This is a genomic window from Oceanobacillus sp. GQ8, assembly GCF_059758495.1.
Window position 1 is genome coordinate 98,495 of record NZ_JCAXEV010000002.1, and the last position, 18,110, is coordinate 116,604.

Genomic DNA, 18,110 nt, shown 5'->3' on the forward strand with positions numbered 1-18,110 from the left:
ATGGCTTTAGAATGATTTTAAGTTCTCTTTTATTTCTTCTATTTCACGTGTTAATTGCGTATCGTTTTCCATAAGACGTGCAATTTTTTCATGGGCATGAATAACAGTTGTATGATCACGTCCCCCAAATTCCTCGCCGATCTTTGGTAGAGAGGAATCCGTCATTTCTCTTGATAGATACATGGCAATTTGTCGCGGAAATGCAATAGACTTTGTCCGCTTCTTTGCAATGAAATCATCCATGCGAATATTGTATTTCTCGCCAACTGCTTCTTGAATCCTCGGTATACTAATAATTTTTGGTTTACTGCTTGGGATAATATCCTTTAATGCGTCAGCAGCTAGCGAAGCGTCTATATCCTTGTTCACTAATGAAGAATAGGCGACAACGCGAATTAAGGCGCCCTCTAATTCCCGAATGTTCGTGTCGATTTGGTTTGCAATGTATAGCATCACCTCATTCGGAATATCAAGCCCCTCAGCCTTTGCCTTTTTCGTTAATATTGCAATACGAGTTTCCAGATCTGGTGGCGTAATATCGGTAATTAAGCCCCACTCAAAACGGGAACGTAAACGGTCTTCCAGTGTTGGAATTTCTTTAGGTGGCCGATCACTAGAAATGATAATTTGCTTACTTTCTTCATGTAACGTATTAAAAGTATGGAAAAATTCTTCCTGTGTCGATTCTTTTCCAGCAATAAACTGAATATCATCTATTAATAGGACATCGACATTTCGATATTTATTGCGAAAGTTCACGGTTTTATTATCCATAATCGCGTTAATAAATTCATTCGTAAACTTCTCTGAAGATAAGTAAACAACCTTCGCATTCGGGTCGTGTTCACGTACATAATGGCCGATCGCATGCATTAAATGGGTTTTACCCAATCCTACGCCACCATAAATGAATAGCGGATTATAGGCCTTTGCAGGAGCTTCTGCTACAGCAAGTGATGCAGCATGAGCGAATCTGTTACCTGCACCAATGACAAAGGTATCAAAGGTATATTTCGAATTTAGCATGGATCTTGGAGATTCGTGATTTGCTTCATTTCCTGCAGTTTGCTTGGGTGCGACCTCTGACTCTTCAATTGGTGGAGTAGAATCTGGAATAATGAATTTAGTAGCCAAACGAGAACCGGTGATGTCTAGCAAAATATCAGATATGAGTGCGGTATATTGGTTCTCAAGCCAGTCTCTGGCAAATTCGTTGGGTGCTGAAATGACGAGTGTATTTTCTTCAAGAAATTCAGCTTTTGTGTTTTTCAACCAGGTATCGAAACTAGGCTTACTAATTTTTTCTTCAATTTTTTCAAGGGTTGCGACCCAAAGTTCTTCAATGTTTTCCAAGCGGTTATTCACTCCTTCCTGGGTTTATATCATGACAGAAAAAGCCTCTCTCAATCATAACGATGGACAGGCATTCATTCATAAAAAGGCGGTTTATTTGGCCTTGAGTAGGCATGCTGTAATGAACGAAATCAAAATAGGTCTTGTGGATAGTTGCGTACAGTGCAATAATGCATCTGGAATGCTTATAAACGTTATTAACATTTCTGTGGATAACGTTGTAAACGATGGTGTTAATAAATATCCACATGTTATCCACAATCTGTGAATAACTAAAAACCCTCAAATCGATTTGCACAAGTTAAACACAATTATAATACCAAAAAAAGGCGCGGTGTGCAATGTTCTTTCGACAATTATCCACAAGGTCCATTGCTTGTAGATAATAAATATCCACACTACTATATTTTGTGATTTTCCTGTCGATATGTGTTGTGGATAGTGTTTTTTTGTCATAAAAAAGTGAACAATAGACTGTGGATAGTAGAATATAAGGCAAACTCTTTTTAAAATGAGTGTCTCTAGAAAAGTGTTCACTTATTAAATGCTCTTGCAGAAGATATGGTTTGTTGGATTGTCTAGTGGAAGAAGAATCTCGAAGTTGAGTTGATCAGCAGTATTTTAAGATATGATATTTCTTCGGATAAGAGAAGTATTTAAGAGGTTGAGGGATGATTGGCTGCGGGCTGCTTACCATCAAGTGGGTAGAGATAAAAGTGATAAATTATCCACACGTTTAGCAGACCAGGGGTATAATCCTGTAAAAAACAGCCAATAACAAAAAGGAAGTTGACAGAAGGGCTGGTTATTATTTATAATTACAAAGACTGTCTATGAATATGACTTTTAAACAGGATATTTCATCCCTTGGGGAGGTGCATGATAAATGAAAAGAACGTTTCAACCAAATAACCGTAAACGCAAAAAAGTACATGGCTTTCGTACGCGTATGAGTACTAAAAACGGACGTAAAGTTTTAGCTCGTCGTCGTCGTAAAGGAAGAAAAGTATTGTCTGCATAGGCCACTGAAAAGTCAGTGGTCTTTTTTCACACTTAGGAATTTATGAATTGTTTAAATTCCAAGTAGAAGGAGTACTTAAAAATTCGCTATAAGACGGCGGATTTGAGTATTTCTAACTGACTTTATGCGATAGCAACAATCTGGTACCTCGGGTTTTATCCCGGTACCATTACATAGAACACGAAGGACAAGCTGTATATGTAGAGTAGTAAAGGTGATCATGATGAAAAAAGAGTATCGCATCAAAAAGAACGAAGAATTTCAACAAACATTTAAGCATGGAAAGTCTTTTGCAAATAGACAGCTTGTCATCTATTATATAGAGAAAAAGGATCAAGAACATTATCGTGTAGGTCTTTCAGTAGGAAAGAAAATTGGAAATGCGGTTACCAGAAATCGCATTAAACGTTATTTACGACAGGCCTTCCAAGAGATGGATGACCGGATAAAATATCCTCATGATATTGTGATCATTGCAAGACAACAAACGAAAAAAATGTCGTATGAAGAAATTAAAAAAAGTCTCAATCATTTACTTTATAAAGAGCGACTACTAAAAAAATAACGTTATTATATAGAAAGCTATATGGTTTTAAGGTAAAATTTATATAGGACAATCTGTATAAGGCTTATGTTAAGCGTTTGCGCTTTTCATATAGTTAGGAGGAAACAATTTGCGTAAAAAGTATTTTCTGCTTGTAACACTGATTTTGTTGCTGGCAATCCTTTCTGGTTGTACACAGGTTAACGAACCAATCACACCAGAAAGTGAAGGATTTTGGAATAGTTACTTCGTGTATCCATTATCCAAGGTTATTATTTATTTTGCCGAGTTATTCAACGAAAACTATGGTCTTTCCATTGTGATTGTGACCATTTTAGCCCGGTTAATCCTAGTACCGTTAAACGTTAAGCAATTAAAAAGCTCGAAAGCGATGCAGGATGTTCAACCGGAATTAAAAGAAATTCAGAAAAAGTACAGTTCCAAGGATGCAAATACGCAGCAAAAACTGCAACAGGAAACAATGGCGTTGTTCCAAAAGCATGGCGTAAACCCGCTAGCTGGTTGTTTACCTATTTTTATTCAAATGCCGATTTTAATTGCGATGTATCATGCTATCATGCGAACAGAAGAGATTAGTACACATAGCTTTTTATGGTTTGAACTAGGTTCACCAGATCCAATTTTCTTATTACCGTTAATTGCAGGTGGTGCAACCTTTATTCAACAAAAGCTTATGATGGCTGGTAGTCCGGCAGCAAACAATCCACAAATGGCAGTTATGCTATATGTTATGCCGATCATGATTGCTGTATTTGCTATTTTCTTCCCAGCAGCACTAGCACTGTACTGGGTTGTAGGGAATATCTTTATGGTTATACAAACTATTTTTATCCGTAAACCAATGATGAAACAAGTAGTTGGAGGAGACAAAAAGTGAGAGAAATAACTGCGAGTGGACAAACAGTTGAGGAAGCGGTCCAGTCAGCATTAGAGCAGTTGAACACCACAAAGGATCAGGTCGAAATTGATATAATAGACGAGGGTAAGAAGGGCTTGCTCGGTCTATTTGGTTCCAAACGTGCTTTTGTAAAAGTTACGTTAGCAAAGAACAAAGTGGAAGAAACACAAGTATATCTTAGCCAAGTGATTGCAAATATGAATGTAGAAGCAGAAATCAAGATGGACGTGGTGGGGAACCATGTTAATTTTGAGCTGAGCGGTGATAATATTGCTGTATTGATTGGCAAACGTGGTCAAACACTAAATGCGCTGCAATATTTGCTGCACCTTGCAATAAATAAAGATGGAAAGCAGTTTTACACCGTATCCCTTGACGCAGAAGGGTATCGCCAACGCAGGAAAGACACACTAGAGTCACTTGCTGCAAAAATGGCTGATAAAGCTGTGCGGTTAAACAAAAAAGTTGCACTTGAGCCAATGCCTTCATTCGAACGCAAAATTATTCATAGTGCCCTGCAATCCAATAAAACCATCAACACCTATTCAGACGGAGTCGAACCACACCGACACATTGTCATCAAGCCATAATTGAGAAACAATTTGCGTCACAATGATGCTATTTAAATTTAAGTTTCTATGTTTTAATCTAAGTGAAGAGAATACATGGAGACTCCGGCGGGAAAGCGAAATGTTTTCTCAGAACAACATAACGTATAATGTATAAAGTTGAATGAAACTAAAATCCGTTTGGTTTTCAAGTGAAACCAAGCGGATTTTTTGCGTTATAAAAGTATAAAACTGTACCAGTCTAGCAAATTCAATCTTTGGTGAGAGTAGTAATAGAACAACGACTATCCACAAATAGAGATTAAAAGTCGGCGATTCATTTTTAGGAACTATACACATGTGTATAAAAGCACGACAAAGAGAAGCGAAAAACTGTTGTGGATAACTTTATTTTTGGGTAAAGGTGTGTTATTCTATTAAGTTAGTGGCGATAAAAATATAATTCGTTATTAATATAGATAAAGAACACGTTTCTGGAGGTGAAATGTAGTGGAGACAGATACAATTACAGCAATATCCACACCTATTGGCGAAGGAGCGATTGCCATCGTCAGGCTAAGCGGTCCTGAGGCAATCTCCATTACCGAACAAATTTTTAAAGGAAAAAGCTTAAACGAAGCTGATTCTCATACGATTCACTATGGCAAAATCCTTGATCCACAAACGCAGGAGGTTGCCGAGGAAGTTATGGTTACCTTAATGCGTGGGCCAAAGACATTTACACGGGAAGATGTCGTGGAAATCAACTGTCATGGTGGGATGGTCGCTGTAAACCGTGTGTTGGAAATTATTTTGAGTAAGGGTGCAAGACTGGCTGAACCCGGTGAGTTTACAAAGCGCGCCTTTTTGCATGGAAGGATTGACCTATCCCAGGCAGAGGCAGTAATGGACTTGATCAGAGCAAAGACAGACAAAGCGATGTCCGTTGCCTTAAAGCAGATGGATGGAAGATTATCCGGGCTGATTCAAACACTGCGACAGGATCTACTCGAAACAGTAGCGCATGTTGAGGTAAACATTGACTACCCGGAGTACGATGATGTAGAGGAAATGTCCAATGAAGTGATGCGTGATAAAACAAAAGAAGTGCATCGCGAAATTGATAATCTTTTGCAGGTTGCCAAACAAGGTAAGATATTACGTGAAGGGCTTGCTACAGCGATTATTGGCCGGCCAAATGTCGGCAAGTCTTCCTTGATGAATGCACTAGTTCAAGAAAACAAAGCCATTGTAACCGAAATACCTGGCACGACTAGAGATATCATTGAAGAGTATGTTAATGTTCGAGGTGTTCCCTTGCGTCTTGTAGATACTGCAGGGATAAGAGAAACAGAAGATATAGTAGAGAAGATAGGGGTAGAGCGTTCACGCAAGGTTTTAAAGGAATCTGACCTTATCTTATTTGTTTTAAACCATAATGAAGTACTGTCCGAAGAAGATGAAAAGCTCTTTGAAGCAATTCAAGGACTTGAATATATCGTAATTATTAATAAAACAGATCTAGAACAAAACTTAGATCTAGATAGAGTAAAAGAGCTAGCAGAAGGAAACCCAATTGTGACAACCTCACTATTGGTAGAAGCAGGGATCGATAAGCTAGAACAAGCCATTGCTGACACGTTTTTCTCTGGTGAGATTGATACCGGTGATTTAACCTATGTATCAAACATTCGTCATATTCAATTATTGAAACAGGCGAAAGAAGCATTGGAAGATGCAATGCAAGGTTTGGAAATGGAAATGCCACTCGATATCGTACAAATTGATGTAACGCGGACGTGGGAATTTTTAGGTGAGATTATTGGTGATACTGCTAGTGACAGCTTGATTGATCAATTGTTCTCCCAATTTTGTTTAGGAAAATAGTCGATGAGGTAGGGACAGAACAAAAAGTTTTAGCTGAAAGAAGGATGATAGTAGAACAAGCGTAAGAAATATACGGAGACTCCTTGAAAATCAAAAAACGATTTTCTGCGTGCGATGCAATGCTGTCGAAGTCTTCCTTGTCCTATGGGAGGAAGGCCTAGGCGAGACCCTGGAATGCGAAGCATCCGGAGGCACACCAGCCGCCCATGGAAAGCGGAGTATATTTCTGAAGCGGTTTTTCAAAGTCATTCATTCGGATTATTCTTTAGCGTAAGTATTATTGTCCCAACAACACTTTAAATAATAGGAAGGATGAAAAACAATGACATATGATGCTGGGCATTATGATGTAATCGTGATTGGTGCAGGGCATGCTGGTGTAGAAGCAGGATTAGCTTCAGCACGGATGGGTGCAAAAACCTTAATGCTGACACTCAATTTGGATATGATTGCCTTTATGCCATGTAACCCCTCCATCGGTGGGCCGGCTAAGGGAATTGTTGTCCGGGAAATAGATGCGCTTGGTGGCGCGATGGCAAAGGTAATTGATAAGACGCATATCCAAATGCGTATGCTGAACACAGGGAAAGGTCCAGCTGTTCAAGCGTTAAGAGCACAAGCTGATAAGCCTTTATATATAAAAGAAATGAAAAATATTATTGAAAACGAAGAAAACCTAACAATCAGACAAGGTATGGTAAATGAGTTAATTGTTGAGGATGGGGTATGTAAAGGAGTAATAACAGAATCAAAGGCTGCTTATAGCGCCGAGACAGTTATTATTACGACAGGTACGTTTATGCGTGGAAAAGTGCTAATGGGAGATTTAGAATACGAAAGTGGTCCAAACAACCAAAGAGTATCTGTAAAACTTTCAGAGCATCTTGAGGAGCTAGGCTTTGAGCTTACTCGTTTTAAAACAGGGACTCCACCACGTGTGAACAGTCATACCATTGACTATTCGAAGACGGAAATTCAACCAGGGGATGAGAAGCCGCAAAGCTTTTCATACGAAACGACTGAATATATTACAGATCAAATTCCATGCTGGTTGACCTATACAAATGAATTCACACATGAAATTATTAATGAGAATCTTTCCTTATCTGCCATGTATTCGGGAATGAAACGTGGTACAGGGCCGAGATATTGCCCATCTATTGAAGATAAAATTGTGCGTTTTAACGATAAACCACGTCACCAAATCTTTTTGGAACCAGAAGGAAGAGATACAGAAGAGGTATATGTTCAAGGATTGTCAACATCACTTCCTGAATCGATCCAACATGACATGGTGCGAAGTGTAGAAGGGTTGGAAAACGCAGAAATTATGCGTGCTGGTTATGCCATTGAGTATGATGCAGTTGTTCCAACACAGTTATGGCCAACATTAGAAACGAAAAAAATTCCTGGGCTTTATACCGCAGGTCAAATAAACGGTACATCTGGCTATGAAGAAGCAGCTGCCCAAGGAATTATGGCAGGAATTAATGCAGCAGCAAAAGTGCTTGGAAAAGATCCGGTTATTTTAGATCGTTCCCAAGCCTATATTGGTGTTCTCATTGATGATCTTGTTACAAAAGGGACAAATGAGCCTTATCGACTGCTTACCTCTCGTGCGGAATATCGTCTGTTGCTTCGTCATGACAATGCTGATCTACGTTTGTCAGAAACAGCAAATGAGCTTGGCTTGATTGCGGATGCTCGTTATCAAAAATTCGTGGAGAAGAAACGACTGGTAGAGGAAGAAAAGAAAAGGTTGAATAAGCTTATTATTAAACCAAGTGAAGCCATCAATCAGGTGATGGAGGATGCAGGAGCAACCCCATTAAAAGAAGCAGTAAAGGCGTACGATTTATTAAAACGACCTGAACTTTCTTATGACATTATTGAACAAATGATAGAACCTAATCCGGAACTTTCAGAAGAAATGAAGGAACAGGTTGGAATCCAAATTAAGTATGAAGGTTATATTAAAAAAGCCTATGAGCAAGTTGCTAGAATGCTTAAAATGGAAGATAAAAAAATTCCTGATGATATCGATTATGATGAAATCGGCGGAATTGCCACAGAAGCGAAAGAGAAGCTTAAAAAGGTCCGTCCATTATCTGTTGGGCAAGCGTCACGGATCTCTGGTGTTAACCCGGCTGATGTTTCGATCCTGCTTGTTTATATCGAACAAGGTAATATTGCGAGGATGGCAAACTAGTTTAAAAAAGTGGAAGAATAAAGTAGTAAAGGTTATATGATGCGGGAGGGATGCAATCTTACCCGCATCATAATACATATTAAAAGTGTAAAAACGTAAAGGAGATTCCATGCTATGAATCCAGAAGAATTTGCTGCTGCATTGAAAGAAAAGGGGATAGAGCTAACAGCATATCAGCTCGAGCAGTTTGCCACTTACTTTCAAACCTTAACAGAATGGAATGAAAAGATAAATTTGACAGCGTTGACAGCTGAAGAGGACGTTTATTTGAAGCATTTTTATGATTCTATTTCTGCTGCGTTTCATTTTGACTTCATTGGTCCTTTGCATATTTGTGATATAGGGGCAGGTGCGGGATTTCCAAGTATTCCGTTGAAAATTTGCTTCCCAGAGTTAAAAGTAACGATTGTAGATTCATTGCAAAAGCGAATAGGTTTTCTAAACCATCTAGCAGCACAACTCGGGCTTAGCGATGTAGCCTTCTATCATGACAGAGCGGAAACTTTTGGTAAAAATAGCAACTTCAGGGAGAGTTTTGATGTAGTGACGGCTAGAGCGGTGGCAAGGATGTCTGTTCTCAGTGAATTATGCTTGCCATTAGTTAAAAAAGGTGGCGTCTTCATTGCGATGAAAGGATCCCAGGTTAAGGATGAACTTTCTACAGGCAAAGCTGCGGTAGAGTTGATGGGTGGAAAGACAGCTGACACCTTCTCATTTACATTACCCAAAGAAGACAGTGAACGCTCAATAGTTGTAATAGATAAAGTACGAAAAACGCCAAAAAAATATCCGAGAAAGCCTGGTACACCAAATAAGGAACCTATCGAATAAGTTTTAAAAAAATTCTATGTAATATGGGTGATATAGTTACAATTAATTACTTTCTCAGGCTTTATTATGGTAAAATAGAGGTAGAGTCTGCGTGGCGTTGATTTTTAACGTATCTAAAATTTATTGTGCTAGAGATCCTTTATTTTGGCATGTCGAATAAAGTGTTTTCCTTTGCTAGCATTTAATTTTAGTAGGACTACATGCCATGAAAACAATAATGTTTCACGTGAAACATTTATACATAGATCATCATTATTTGAGGAACGCAGTCGCTTACCAGGACTAACACGTTTCTTTAAACTAGTAAATCAAAAGGTGGTGTCTGATGATGGTAAAGCCTTTTAATAAAATTTTTGGTTTGGGAGAAAAACCTGCTTCTGACTCTGAAACAGAAGTAGAGGTAGAAGTAGAAGCCTATCATCCGGATGAAGTGATTCAGCTTCTAGTAAGTGATATTGAGCCCAATCGTTATCAACCAAGAACTATTTTTAAGGAAGAGAAAATAAAAGAACTCGCACAAACCATTAATACACATGGTATGATCCAGCCGATTGTTGTGCGTAAGATGGAAGATGAAGAAGGTAAGTATGAACTGATTGCAGGAGAGAGACGCTGGCGTGCTGTACAGTTTTTAGGCTGGGAGAAAGTCTCTGCAATTGTTCGAGAAATGACGAATACAGAAACGGCTTCTGTTGCATTAATAGAGAACCTGCAGCGTGAGGAATTAACAGTCATTGAGGAAGCAAAAGCATATGCCCAGTTATTGGAGCTCCATTCTTTAACACAGGAAGCATTGGCGCAACGGTTGGGGAAAAACCAATCAACCATTGCTAATAAACTTCGATTATTAAAGCTTCCGGAAGAGGTTCAAGAGGCGTTGCTGAACAAAATGATTGCAGAACGTCATGCACGCGCATTAATTAAATTAAAAGATCCGTTAAAGCAGCTTGAAATTCTTAAGGATATACTTGAGAATGAATTAAATGTCAAACAGACAGAAGAGCGAATCGCGAAGATCAATGAACCCAAAGAAGCACCGCCTAAAAAGAAGGCAACCTTAAAAGGCTTCAGCAAAGATATTCGAATTGCAATGAATACTATTCGGCAGTCCTTAAGCATGGTTTCTGATACCGGGGTCGAAGTGGAGTCTGACGAGCAGGAAATGGATGACTATTATCAAATAACAATTAAAATACCGAAACAGAAATAATTCTCCTACTTTATCTTAAATAATCCATACCCATCTTAAAAGGAGATGGGTATTTTTCTCACACATTAGGAAGTATAAAATTTTAGCTAGGAAGCAATTACGATGCAGTTAAAATTTTAATGTTCCAAGTATAAGAAAAACGTATACATTCTCTAAAAGACGAGCGAATGTGAGTTTTTCTAATAATACATTCCATCCCTTTGCTAAATTGGCTACTATCAGGCTAATTCATCGACATTTCTCCTCTTTATTTCTCCTGCTAATTACAAATTCTTAACAAAAATGAAAATTATCTCGTCCTTTTATTGCAATTAGTGATAAAATAAAATGTATATCGTTAGGTAGGTGTCAACATGGGAAAAATAATCTCCATCGCAAATCAAAAAGGTGGCGTAGGGAAAACAACTTCATCCGTTAATTTGAGTGCTTGCCTCGCCCATTTAGGTAATAAAGTGTTACTTGTCGATACAGATCCTCAAGGGAACGCAACTAGTGGGGTAGGCGTGAATAAGGCAGATGTTAAGCATTGTATTTATAATGTGCTAGTAGAAGACATGCCGGCTGAAGAAGTTTGCATTCCCACAAACGTAAACAACTTAGATATAATACCTGCAACCATCCAGCTTGCCGGGGCAGAAATTGAGCTTGTTCCGACTATTTCGCGGGAAATTAGGTTGAAGAAATCCTTGGAGAGTCTAAAAGAAGAGTATGACTACATTCTTATTGACTGTCCACCTTCATTAGGTCTATTAACACTAAATGCACTAACATCATCTGATTCCGTGTTAATCCCAGTACAATGTGAATATTACGCATTGGAAGGCCTAAGCCAATTATTAAATACAATTCGACTTGTTCAGAAGCATTTGAATAAACATCTTATGATAGAAGGGGTTCTTCTGACTATGCTGGATGCTCGTACAAACCTTGGTATCCAAGTAATCGACGAAGTGAAAAAATACTTCCAAGACAAAGTCTATCAATCTATTATACCGAGAAATGTAAGATTGGGAGAGGCACCAAGTCATGGACAACCCATTATAACGTATGATCCTAAGTCTCGAGGTGCAGAAGTATATCTTGAATTAGCGAAGGAAGTGGTGGCCAATGGCGAGAGGGTTAGGTAAAGGTATAAATGCTTTCTTTCCTGAAATTGAGGAAAAGCCAGATGAAAAAATAGAGGAAGTTGCTATTTCAGAGTGTAGGCCAAATCCTTATCAGCCTAGGAAGACATTTCATGCAGACGCAATTGAAGAACTTAAAGATTCCATTCTAGAATATGGCATTATACAGCCGCTCATAGTTCGAAAAAGTATTAAAGGATATGAAATTGTAGTCGGGGAGAGAAGATTCCGTGCTGCAAAGGAGGCCGGCCTAGAGACCATTCCTGTAGTCATCAAAGATCTATCTGATGACAGAATGATGGAATTGGCTCTGTTGGAAAATCTCCAAAGGGAAGATCTAACACCGATAGAGGAAGCACATGCCTACACAAATTTGATGACTGAGCTAAAAATCACCCAGGAAGAGTTGGCAAAAAGACTAGGAAAGAGTAGATCACATATTGCAAACATTGTTCGACTTCTTTCCCTGCCAGAGCAAATTATCGCTTATATTAATAACGGGGAAGTTTCCATGGGACATGGGAGAGCGTTATTAGGTCTAAAGGATAAAACAAAAGTCATGCCGCTTGTAAATAAAATCCGCAAAGAAAAATTAAACGTGAGGCAAGTTGAACAATTAATTATACAGCTGAACGAAAACTCAGTTAAAAAAGATGTGGAAAAACCTAAAAAGGACTTGTTTCTCCAGGAGAGAGAATCCTTTTTACGTGATCGGTTTGGTACAGCAGTAACAATCCAGCGCGGAAAGAAAAAAGGTAAAATCGAAATTGAGTTTTATACAGACGATGACTTACAGCGAATCATTGAAGTGTTAGAAGATTAATGGGAAAAGACTGGCGGTGTTTATCGTCAGTCTTTTGCTATTAAGTACACTAGCTACAAGCATTTCTTAGCTTTTCTTATACACATTGTTTCACGTGGAACAATTCTAACTAAAGAGAGACTTTTTACATACTGGAGAGGTAGCAATGGTATTATACGGGACACTAGTAAACGGCGCACTTATTATTATTGGGAGCATATTAGGTTTATTCTTTACCAAGATCCCAGAGCGTTATAAAGAGACAGTCATGCATGGAATTGGATTGGCAGTTTTACTCATTGGTTTACAAATGGCTTTTACAACAGAAGTCATTATTATCGTGTTATTAAGCCTGTTAACTGGGGCAATTATTGGCGAACTTCTGAGGTTAGAAGAAGGCCTAAACCGCCTAGGTAATTGGATAGGAAGCAAATTTACGACAAAGAACGACAATTTTAGTGTGGCACAAGGCTTCGTTACGGCTTCTTTGATTTTTGTGATTGGTGCTATGTCCATACTCGGTGCATTAGATAGCGGCATACGTGGAGACCATGAAGTGCTTATAACAAAGGGTATACTGGATGGGTTTGTTGCACTCGTGCTCACGACAACACTGGGATTTGGTGTGGTCCTATCTGCAATCCCTGTAGTTATTTATCAAGGAGCAATCGCCCTACTCGCAACCCAAATAGAAAACTGGCTTCCAGAAGCCTTCCTTAATGGACTTATTGTTGAATTAACGGCAGTCGGTGGTTTACTAATCGTAGCAATTGGTTTAAATCTATTAAAGTTAACGCAAATCAGAATCGGGAACCTACTTCCTTCCATTCTAACAGTGGGTATCATCTACTCTATTTATTATCTTATATAAATATGAAAAACAACGGGCGAATACTCGTTGTTTTTCTATTTGTTCTTAAATTTTTATTCAATACCTAGGATGGTGGTGCAGATGTCTTCATCTCTTCACTAAATCGCAGTACGACAGAGGGCTTAGGCTGATTATACGTCATGCGTTGATCAATTTGATCCAATACACCCGTGATTTTGGTTGCCATATCCATTACAATCGATAGTCTCGTGTTTTGAAGGACAGAATGTTCCATGAAACCACTAATGTTTACCACCCCAGTTAGATGTACATCCCCGATATCTGGTAAGGGCTTGTTTAAGGCCGCTCCTGGCTTAATAGGGCCGGTCCCAGATATAATGTGACCTACGGAAGAGTTTTTCCCGAGACAGGCGTCTATTGCGATAATAAAAGGGCTAATATGTCGCTTGTTTATAAGTTCAATATAATCGTGGAGATTTGTAGCATGTACTGGTTCATGAAGGGTTCCATATACAGTCATATGCTTTGGTTTAGTTTCGGTAAAGAGGGTACCAATTAATGGACCCAGGGAATCACCTGTTGAGCGGTCGGTACCAATACATACGAGGACATAATCTCTTGGTATAGCCGGCAGCCATGAAATTATCTTTTCGCTCATGACATGAAATAGCTCGGGGTCTGTGTGATGCATACGAAAGTTTTCTTTAGTAGGGGTGATACGACTTTTTAGATTCATAGCTTATCCTCCAAATACATATTGGTATAGTATACGGAAAATTTCAGAAATCTATACATACAATATGGATATATGGGGGACAAAACATGCGAGCAGGGATAAAGTGGATGTTTTTAATTATTGGGACGACAATCGGGGCGGGATATGCCTCAGGGAGAGAACTATGGCAATTTTTTGGTCATGAAAGTGGACTTGCTATTCTACTGTTTGCTATGTTTTTTTCCCTTTCATGTGGGGTGATTATGAGCCTGAGTTTTAAAAAGCAATCGGTGCATTATTTGCCAGTGTTACGTATTATCGTTGGCAAGAGGATGACCGGGATTTACGATGTCATGATATTTCTATATCTATTTACCACAACGGTCGTTATGATTGCTGGGAGCGGTGCTACAGGACAAGCGTTTAATTTTCCTTATTGGTGGGGTATAGGTATTATGCTAATGGCGTTGATCGCGCTGTTTATGAAGGATATAAATGGGCTACTTTCCATCAATCAGTTCATTCTTCCACCTCTGTTAGGTGGTTTGGTGTACGTATTACTATTATTTACAATTGATCAAGAACTCCAACTGTTTTCACACTGGCGAGAACAACGTAATTGGACAGCGGCCTTTCCATTCACGGCATTAAACATCTTACCGTTAATCGCCGTACTCGGAGCAGTTGGGAATAAAGTGAAATCAACTAAAGAAATATGGGTCGCTTGTATTGGGAGCGGTTTTCTACTTGGATGCATTTCTTATATCTACAACAATAGTCTTATCCAAATTGCAGACGAGTTACTACTTTACGAGATTCCGTTATTTGCCATTCTACAGCATTACCCCGTGCAAATGATTATTTTCATAAGTATCTTATTATGGTTTGCTATCTTTACAACTGCAGCCTCTGGTATTCTTGGCATTGTGACTAGAATTCAAAGTTATGTAAACAAACCATTATGGTTGATTGTCGTAGTTACCTTGGTTACAATGATTCCATTAACGGCATTAGGATTTAGTACACTGGTTAGTTATTTGTACCCGATCTATGGGGTATTGAATTTATATGTGTTAACTAGACTGCTACTATTTCCTTTATGGTATAAACAAACATAGAAAAAAACATAGCAACATGATTAGGAGGAGAAGTAGTGAATATTGGAGAGAGGTTACAAGAATCTTGGGATTATCTGACAGGACCAGGGTTATGGCTGGCAATTGGAGAAGGTGTTTTTAAAATTCTTGTAATCATTATTTTAGCACTTATCATTGTTCGGGTTACCAGAAAGCTAGTCGATCGCTTATTTAAAAGCAGAGAAAATGGGCCAATTCGTATAACCGAAAGAAGAGAAAATACATTAAAAAAACTAATTAAAAATGTGGTTGCTTATGTTGTCTATTTTGTTGCCGTATTAATGATCCTGGATAATGTCTTAAAATTTGAGGTTGGCCCGTTGCTAGCAGGAGCTGGTGTTGCTGGACTGGCAATCGGATTTGGTGCTCAAAACCTTGTGCGTGATATCATTTCCGGGTTCTTTATTATTTTTGAGGATCAATTCTCAGTAGGGGACTATGTTGGAGTAGCCGGAATTGAAGGAACGGTAGAAGAAATTGGACTACGTACTACAAAGGTGCTGAGCTGGACTGGCGAGTTGCACGTGTTACCAAATGGCAATGTGACACAGGTTATAAACTACTCTATTCATAACGGTCTATCTATTGTAGATGTCAATATCCCTTATGAAAGCAATGTAAATGATGCTGAAAATGCAATCAACAACATTGTCGCTACACTTCCAGATAAGTACGACTTTATTGTTGGTGTTCCAGAAATCATTGGCGTACAAAATTTAGATGTATCACACTTTACGATCCGCATCATTGCTGATACACTTCCTGGTTTCCAATGGGCTGGTGAACGAAATATTCGAAAAGAAATTCAAAACCAATTGTACAATGCAGGAATTGAAATCCCTGCGCCACGTATTGTAATGTACTCTGGAAATGACAAAGAAAAATTGCTAGATAAAAATCGCGAGCGCGGCGAGTAATTTCCCTATATAATAGAGCTATTAACTTTAAATAAAGGAGAAAAGGGAATGGCGGAGAAAGATTTTAACTTACATGATGTTGTGCAAATGAAGAAGCCTCATCCGTGTGGAGAGAATCGCTGGAAAATAATTCGGATGGGAATGGACATTCGTATTAAGTGCCTTGGATGTGATCATAGTGTGATGATCCCACGAAGAGATTTTTCAAAGAAAATGAAAAAGGTGTTGGGAAGAGCAGAAGAGTAATTAAAGTGATGCTTGTGGGAGGATCGAAAAGTTTTAATACGTGTAAAATGGACGATTCTCCTGGAAAAATGGTATTATGAGAGTAGAAAAAGATAGTGTTAGATAAAAAAATAAGGTTAAATACGAAAATAGGCATTTTAAAATGCCTATTTTTGTTTTTTGCTAGCTTGTCAATTGGTTGTCTACTATCTATAATTAGGAGGACTACCACGTTCATGTGAATGGAAATCCTTAAGGAGTGAAGGTTGTATGGCTTTAACAGCAGGAATCGTCGGTCTTCCGAATGTCGGAAAATCAACATTATTTAATGCAATAACGCAAGCGGGAGCAGAAGCTGCGAATTATCCGTTTGCAACGATTGATCCCAATGTAGGTATTGTGGAAGTACCCGACGAGCGCTTAGATAAATTAACAGAATTAGTAAAACCGAAGAAAACAGTACCCACTGCATTTGAATTCACTGATATCGCAGGAATTGTTAAAGGTGCAAGTAAAGGAGAGGGGCTAGGAAACCAATTCTTATCCCATATCCGCCAGGTGGATGCGATTTGTCAGGTCGTCCGCTGTTTCCAAGACGAAAATATTACACATGTTTCCGGGAAAATAGATCCAATTGATGATATCGAAATCATTAATTTGGAGCTGATTTTAGCTGACTTAGAAACCGTCAACAAGCGGTCTCAACGTGTAGAAAAACTGGCAAGACAAAAGGATAAAGAAGCGGTGGCCGAGCAGGAAATACTTGTGAAGCTAAAGGCTGGACTAGAAGAAGAAAAGCCTGCTCGAGCATTAGACTTCTCGGAAGATCAATGGAAAATAGTAAAAGGCCTTCACTTACTAACAGCAAAGCCGACACTATATGTGGCAAATGTTAGTGAAGAAGAGGTTGCAGATCCTGATGGCAATGAAAACGTACAAAAGGTAAGAGAATTTGCAACTGCAGAAAATGCAGAGGTTATTGTCATTTGTGCAAAGATAGAAGAAGAAATTTCGGAGCTTGATCAGGAAGAGAAGGAAATGTTTCTCGAAGATCTCAACATTACGGAGTCTGGACTGGATAAGCTTATTAAAGCATCCTACCATCTATTAGGACTAGCTACGTATTTTACTGCTGGAGAGCAGGAAGTTCGAGCTTGGACATTCCGTGAAGGCATGAAAGCACCACAGGCAGCAGGTATCATTCATACAGACTTTGAAAGAGGTTTTATTCGTGCAGAAACGGTGTCTTACGAGGATTTGGTAGCTGCAGGAACGATGGGACAAGCAAGAGAAAATGGTAAAGTGCGTTTGGAAGGTAAGGAATACATCGTTAAGGACGGCGATGTCATTCATTTCCGTTTCAATGTGTAATTAAAAGTATAGCGAAAAAAGGATCTCTCGAAACCTTGTTATTTCAATAAAGATTTGGTATAATACACTATTGTGAGTAATTATTATTACGATTACTCCTTGCCCTTAGTGAGAAAGGCGTTTTGTCTGACAAAAAATGAGGGCCGCTAAGACCAAAAGGAGGTGTAACGGATGAGAAAATACGAAATCATGTACATCATCCGCCCAGATATTGAAGAGGATGCTCAAACAGCTCTAATTGAGCGCTTTAATGGCATTCTAACCGATAATGGCGCGGAGATTGAAAAAGTTGATGAAAAAGGCAAGAAACGTCTTGCTTATGAAATCAAAGACTATCGTGATGGATATTATGTAATCATTAATTTCAGCGGTGATGAAAATGCAGTAAATGAATTTGATCGCCTTGCTAAATTCTCTGATGACATTATTCGTCATATTGCAATTCGAGAAGAAGATAAATAATAGG

The 18,110-nt window shown here is 38.7% G+C and carries 18 protein-coding genes; 16 read left to right on the plus strand and 2 right to left on the minus strand.

Translation table 11 applies throughout. The annotated features are described in order from the left end of the window. Positions 1 to 6: 6 nt before the first annotated feature. A complete protein-coding gene (gene dnaA, locus AC6CHS_RS05480) occupies positions 7 to 1,353 on the minus strand; it encodes a chromosomal replication initiator protein DnaA (RefSeq protein WP_498235677.1) in 1,347 nt (448 codons plus the stop codon). A gap of 886 nt (positions 1,354 to 2,239) precedes the next feature. Between dnaA and rpmH the strand changes: the two genes are divergently transcribed. The 11 genes from rpmH (at position 2,240) to AC6CHS_RS05535 (ending at position 13,319) form a co-directional block, all read left to right on the plus strand. After that, positions 2,240 to 2,374 (plus strand): 50S ribosomal protein L34, encoded by a 135-nt coding sequence (gene rpmH / locus AC6CHS_RS05485; RefSeq protein WP_019377820.1) that lies wholly within the window; start codon positions 2,240 to 2,242, stop codon positions 2,372 to 2,374. Positions 2,375 to 2,597: 223 nt separating this feature from the next. Then, a complete protein-coding gene (gene rnpA, locus AC6CHS_RS05490) occupies positions 2,598 to 2,939 on the plus strand; it encodes a ribonuclease P protein component (protein WP_379552018.1) in 342 nt (113 codons plus the stop codon). Between the two features lie 109 nt (positions 2,940 to 3,048). Continuing rightward, positions 3,049 to 3,816: a YidC family membrane integrase SpoIIIJ gene (gene spoIIIJ / locus AC6CHS_RS05495; protein ID WP_119575782.1), complete on the plus strand. Its 768-nt coding sequence runs from the start codon at positions 3,049 to 3,051 to the stop codon at positions 3,814 to 3,816. Then, the gene (gene jag / locus AC6CHS_RS05500; RefSeq protein ID WP_498234700.1) at positions 3,813 to 4,427 is read left to right on the plus strand and encodes an RNA-binding cell elongation regulator Jag/EloR; all 615 of its coding nucleotides are present in this window, start codon (positions 3,813 to 3,815) and stop codon (positions 4,425 to 4,427) included. The genes spoIIIJ and jag overlap by 4 nt, the downstream gene beginning before the upstream one ends. A 468-nt stretch (positions 4,428 to 4,895) precedes the next feature. Beyond that, the gene (mnmE, locus tag AC6CHS_RS05505) at positions 4,896 to 6,272 is read left to right on the plus strand and encodes a tRNA uridine-5-carboxymethylaminomethyl(34) synthesis GTPase MnmE (protein WP_498234702.1); all 1,377 of its coding nucleotides are present in this window, start codon (positions 4,896 to 4,898) and stop codon (positions 6,270 to 6,272) included. Between the two features lie 322 nt (positions 6,273 to 6,594). Continuing rightward, positions 6,595 to 8,481 carry a tRNA uridine-5-carboxymethylaminomethyl(34) synthesis enzyme MnmG gene (gene mnmG, locus AC6CHS_RS05510; RefSeq protein WP_498234704.1) on the plus strand — a complete coding sequence of 629 codons (1,887 nt, stop codon included), beginning with the start codon at positions 6,595 to 6,597 and terminating at the stop codon, positions 8,479 to 8,481. A 114-nt stretch (positions 8,482 to 8,595) separates the two neighbouring features. Further along, on the plus strand, positions 8,596 to 9,312 hold the full coding sequence (rsmG, locus tag AC6CHS_RS05515; protein WP_498234706.1) for a 16S rRNA (guanine(527)-N(7))-methyltransferase RsmG: 717 nt from the start codon (positions 8,596 to 8,598) through the stop codon (positions 9,310 to 9,312). Between the two features lie 328 nt (positions 9,313 to 9,640). Next, positions 9,641 to 10,522 carry a nucleoid occlusion protein gene (gene noc, locus AC6CHS_RS05520; RefSeq protein WP_498235678.1) on the plus strand — a complete coding sequence of 294 codons (882 nt, stop codon included), beginning with the start codon at positions 9,641 to 9,643 and terminating at the stop codon, positions 10,520 to 10,522. A 353-nt stretch (positions 10,523 to 10,875) separates the two neighbouring features. After that, positions 10,876 to 11,649, plus strand: coding sequence for a ParA family protein (locus AC6CHS_RS05525; protein WP_036578103.1), 774 nt, complete (start codon positions 10,876 to 10,878; stop codon positions 11,647 to 11,649). Continuing rightward, entirely contained in the window at positions 11,630 to 12,469 is an 840-nt protein-coding gene (locus AC6CHS_RS05530; protein ID WP_498234708.1) for a ParB/RepB/Spo0J family partition protein, read from the plus strand. The genes AC6CHS_RS05525 and AC6CHS_RS05530 overlap by 20 nt, the downstream gene beginning before the upstream one ends. Positions 12,470 to 12,614: 145 nt before the next feature. Beyond that, a complete protein-coding gene (locus AC6CHS_RS05535; protein ID WP_498234710.1) occupies positions 12,615 to 13,319 on the plus strand; it encodes a DUF554 domain-containing protein in 705 nt (234 codons plus the stop codon). 64 nt (positions 13,320 to 13,383) lie between these two features. Here the strand turns inward: AC6CHS_RS05535 and yyaC are convergent, their stop codons facing one another. After that, the gene (gene yyaC, locus AC6CHS_RS05540) at positions 13,384 to 14,016 is read right to left on the minus strand and encodes a spore protease YyaC (RefSeq protein ID WP_498234711.1); all 633 of its coding nucleotides are present in this window, start codon (positions 14,014 to 14,016) and stop codon (positions 13,384 to 13,386) included. Positions 14,017 to 14,102: 86 nt separating this feature from the next. On the opposite strand from yyaC, the gene AC6CHS_RS05545 reads away from it, so the two are divergent. The 5 genes from AC6CHS_RS05545 (at position 14,103) to rpsF (ending at position 18,106) form a co-directional block, all read left to right on the plus strand. After that, a complete protein-coding gene (locus AC6CHS_RS05545) occupies positions 14,103 to 15,113 on the plus strand; it encodes a YkvI family membrane protein (protein ID WP_498234713.1) in 1,011 nt (336 codons plus the stop codon). A 35-nt stretch (positions 15,114 to 15,148) separates the two neighbouring features. Continuing rightward, on the plus strand, positions 15,149 to 16,048 hold the full coding sequence (locus AC6CHS_RS05550; protein WP_498234714.1) for a mechanosensitive ion channel family protein: 900 nt from the start codon (positions 15,149 to 15,151) through the stop codon (positions 16,046 to 16,048). Between the two features lie 48 nt (positions 16,049 to 16,096). Next, the gene (locus AC6CHS_RS05555) at positions 16,097 to 16,294 is read left to right on the plus strand and encodes a DUF951 domain-containing protein (RefSeq protein ID WP_498234716.1); all 198 of its coding nucleotides are present in this window, start codon (positions 16,097 to 16,099) and stop codon (positions 16,292 to 16,294) included. A gap of 249 nt (positions 16,295 to 16,543) precedes the next feature. Continuing rightward, positions 16,544 to 17,644 (plus strand): redox-regulated ATPase YchF, encoded by a 1,101-nt coding sequence (ychF, locus tag AC6CHS_RS05560; protein ID WP_498234717.1) that lies wholly within the window; start codon positions 16,544 to 16,546, stop codon positions 17,642 to 17,644. A gap of 171 nt (positions 17,645 to 17,815) precedes the next feature. Further along, on the plus strand, positions 17,816 to 18,106 hold the full coding sequence (gene rpsF, locus AC6CHS_RS05565; RefSeq protein ID WP_036578087.1) for a 30S ribosomal protein S6: 291 nt from the start codon (positions 17,816 to 17,818) through the stop codon (positions 18,104 to 18,106). Positions 18,107 to 18,110 lie beyond the last annotated feature (4 nt).

What these genes read in the sequence shown, in the direction of transcription:
- rpmH (WP_019377820.1), top strand. Translation starts at nt 2,240, where the DNA reads ATGAAAAGAACGTTTCAACCAAATAACCGTAAACGCAAAAAAGTACAT.
- AC6CHS_RS05535 (WP_498234710.1), top strand. Translation starts at nt 12,615, where the DNA reads ATGGTATTATACGGGACACTAGTAAACGGCGCACTTATTATTATTGGG.
- AC6CHS_RS05545 (WP_498234713.1), top strand. Translation starts at nt 14,103, where the DNA reads ATGCGAGCAGGGATAAAGTGGATGTTTTTAATTATTGGGACGACAATC.
- rpsF (WP_036578087.1), top strand. Translation starts at nt 17,816, where the DNA reads ATGAGAAAATACGAAATCATGTACATCATCCGCCCAGATATTGAAGAG.
- yyaC (WP_498234711.1), bottom strand. Translation starts at nt 14,016, where the DNA reads ATGAATCTAAAAAGTCGTATCACCCCTACTAAAGAAAACTTTCGTATG.
- AC6CHS_RS05555 (WP_498234716.1), top strand. Translation starts at nt 16,097, where the DNA reads ATGGCGGAGAAAGATTTTAACTTACATGATGTTGTGCAAATGAAGAAG.
- AC6CHS_RS05530 (WP_498234708.1), top strand. Translation starts at nt 11,630, where the DNA reads ATGGCGAGAGGGTTAGGTAAAGGTATAAATGCTTTCTTTCCTGAAATT.
- AC6CHS_RS05525 (WP_036578103.1), top strand. Translation starts at nt 10,876, where the DNA reads ATGGGAAAAATAATCTCCATCGCAAATCAAAAAGGTGGCGTAGGGAAA.
- ychF (WP_498234717.1), top strand. Translation starts at nt 16,544, where the DNA reads ATGGCTTTAACAGCAGGAATCGTCGGTCTTCCGAATGTCGGAAAATCA.
- noc (WP_498235678.1), top strand. Translation starts at nt 9,641, where the DNA reads ATGGTAAAGCCTTTTAATAAAATTTTTGGTTTGGGAGAAAAACCTGCT.
- mnmG (WP_498234704.1), top strand. Translation starts at nt 6,595, where the DNA reads ATGACATATGATGCTGGGCATTATGATGTAATCGTGATTGGTGCAGGG.
- rsmG (WP_498234706.1), top strand. Translation starts at nt 8,596, where the DNA reads ATGAATCCAGAAGAATTTGCTGCTGCATTGAAAGAAAAGGGGATAGAG.
- rnpA (WP_379552018.1), top strand. Translation starts at nt 2,598, where the DNA reads ATGAAAAAAGAGTATCGCATCAAAAAGAACGAAGAATTTCAACAAACA.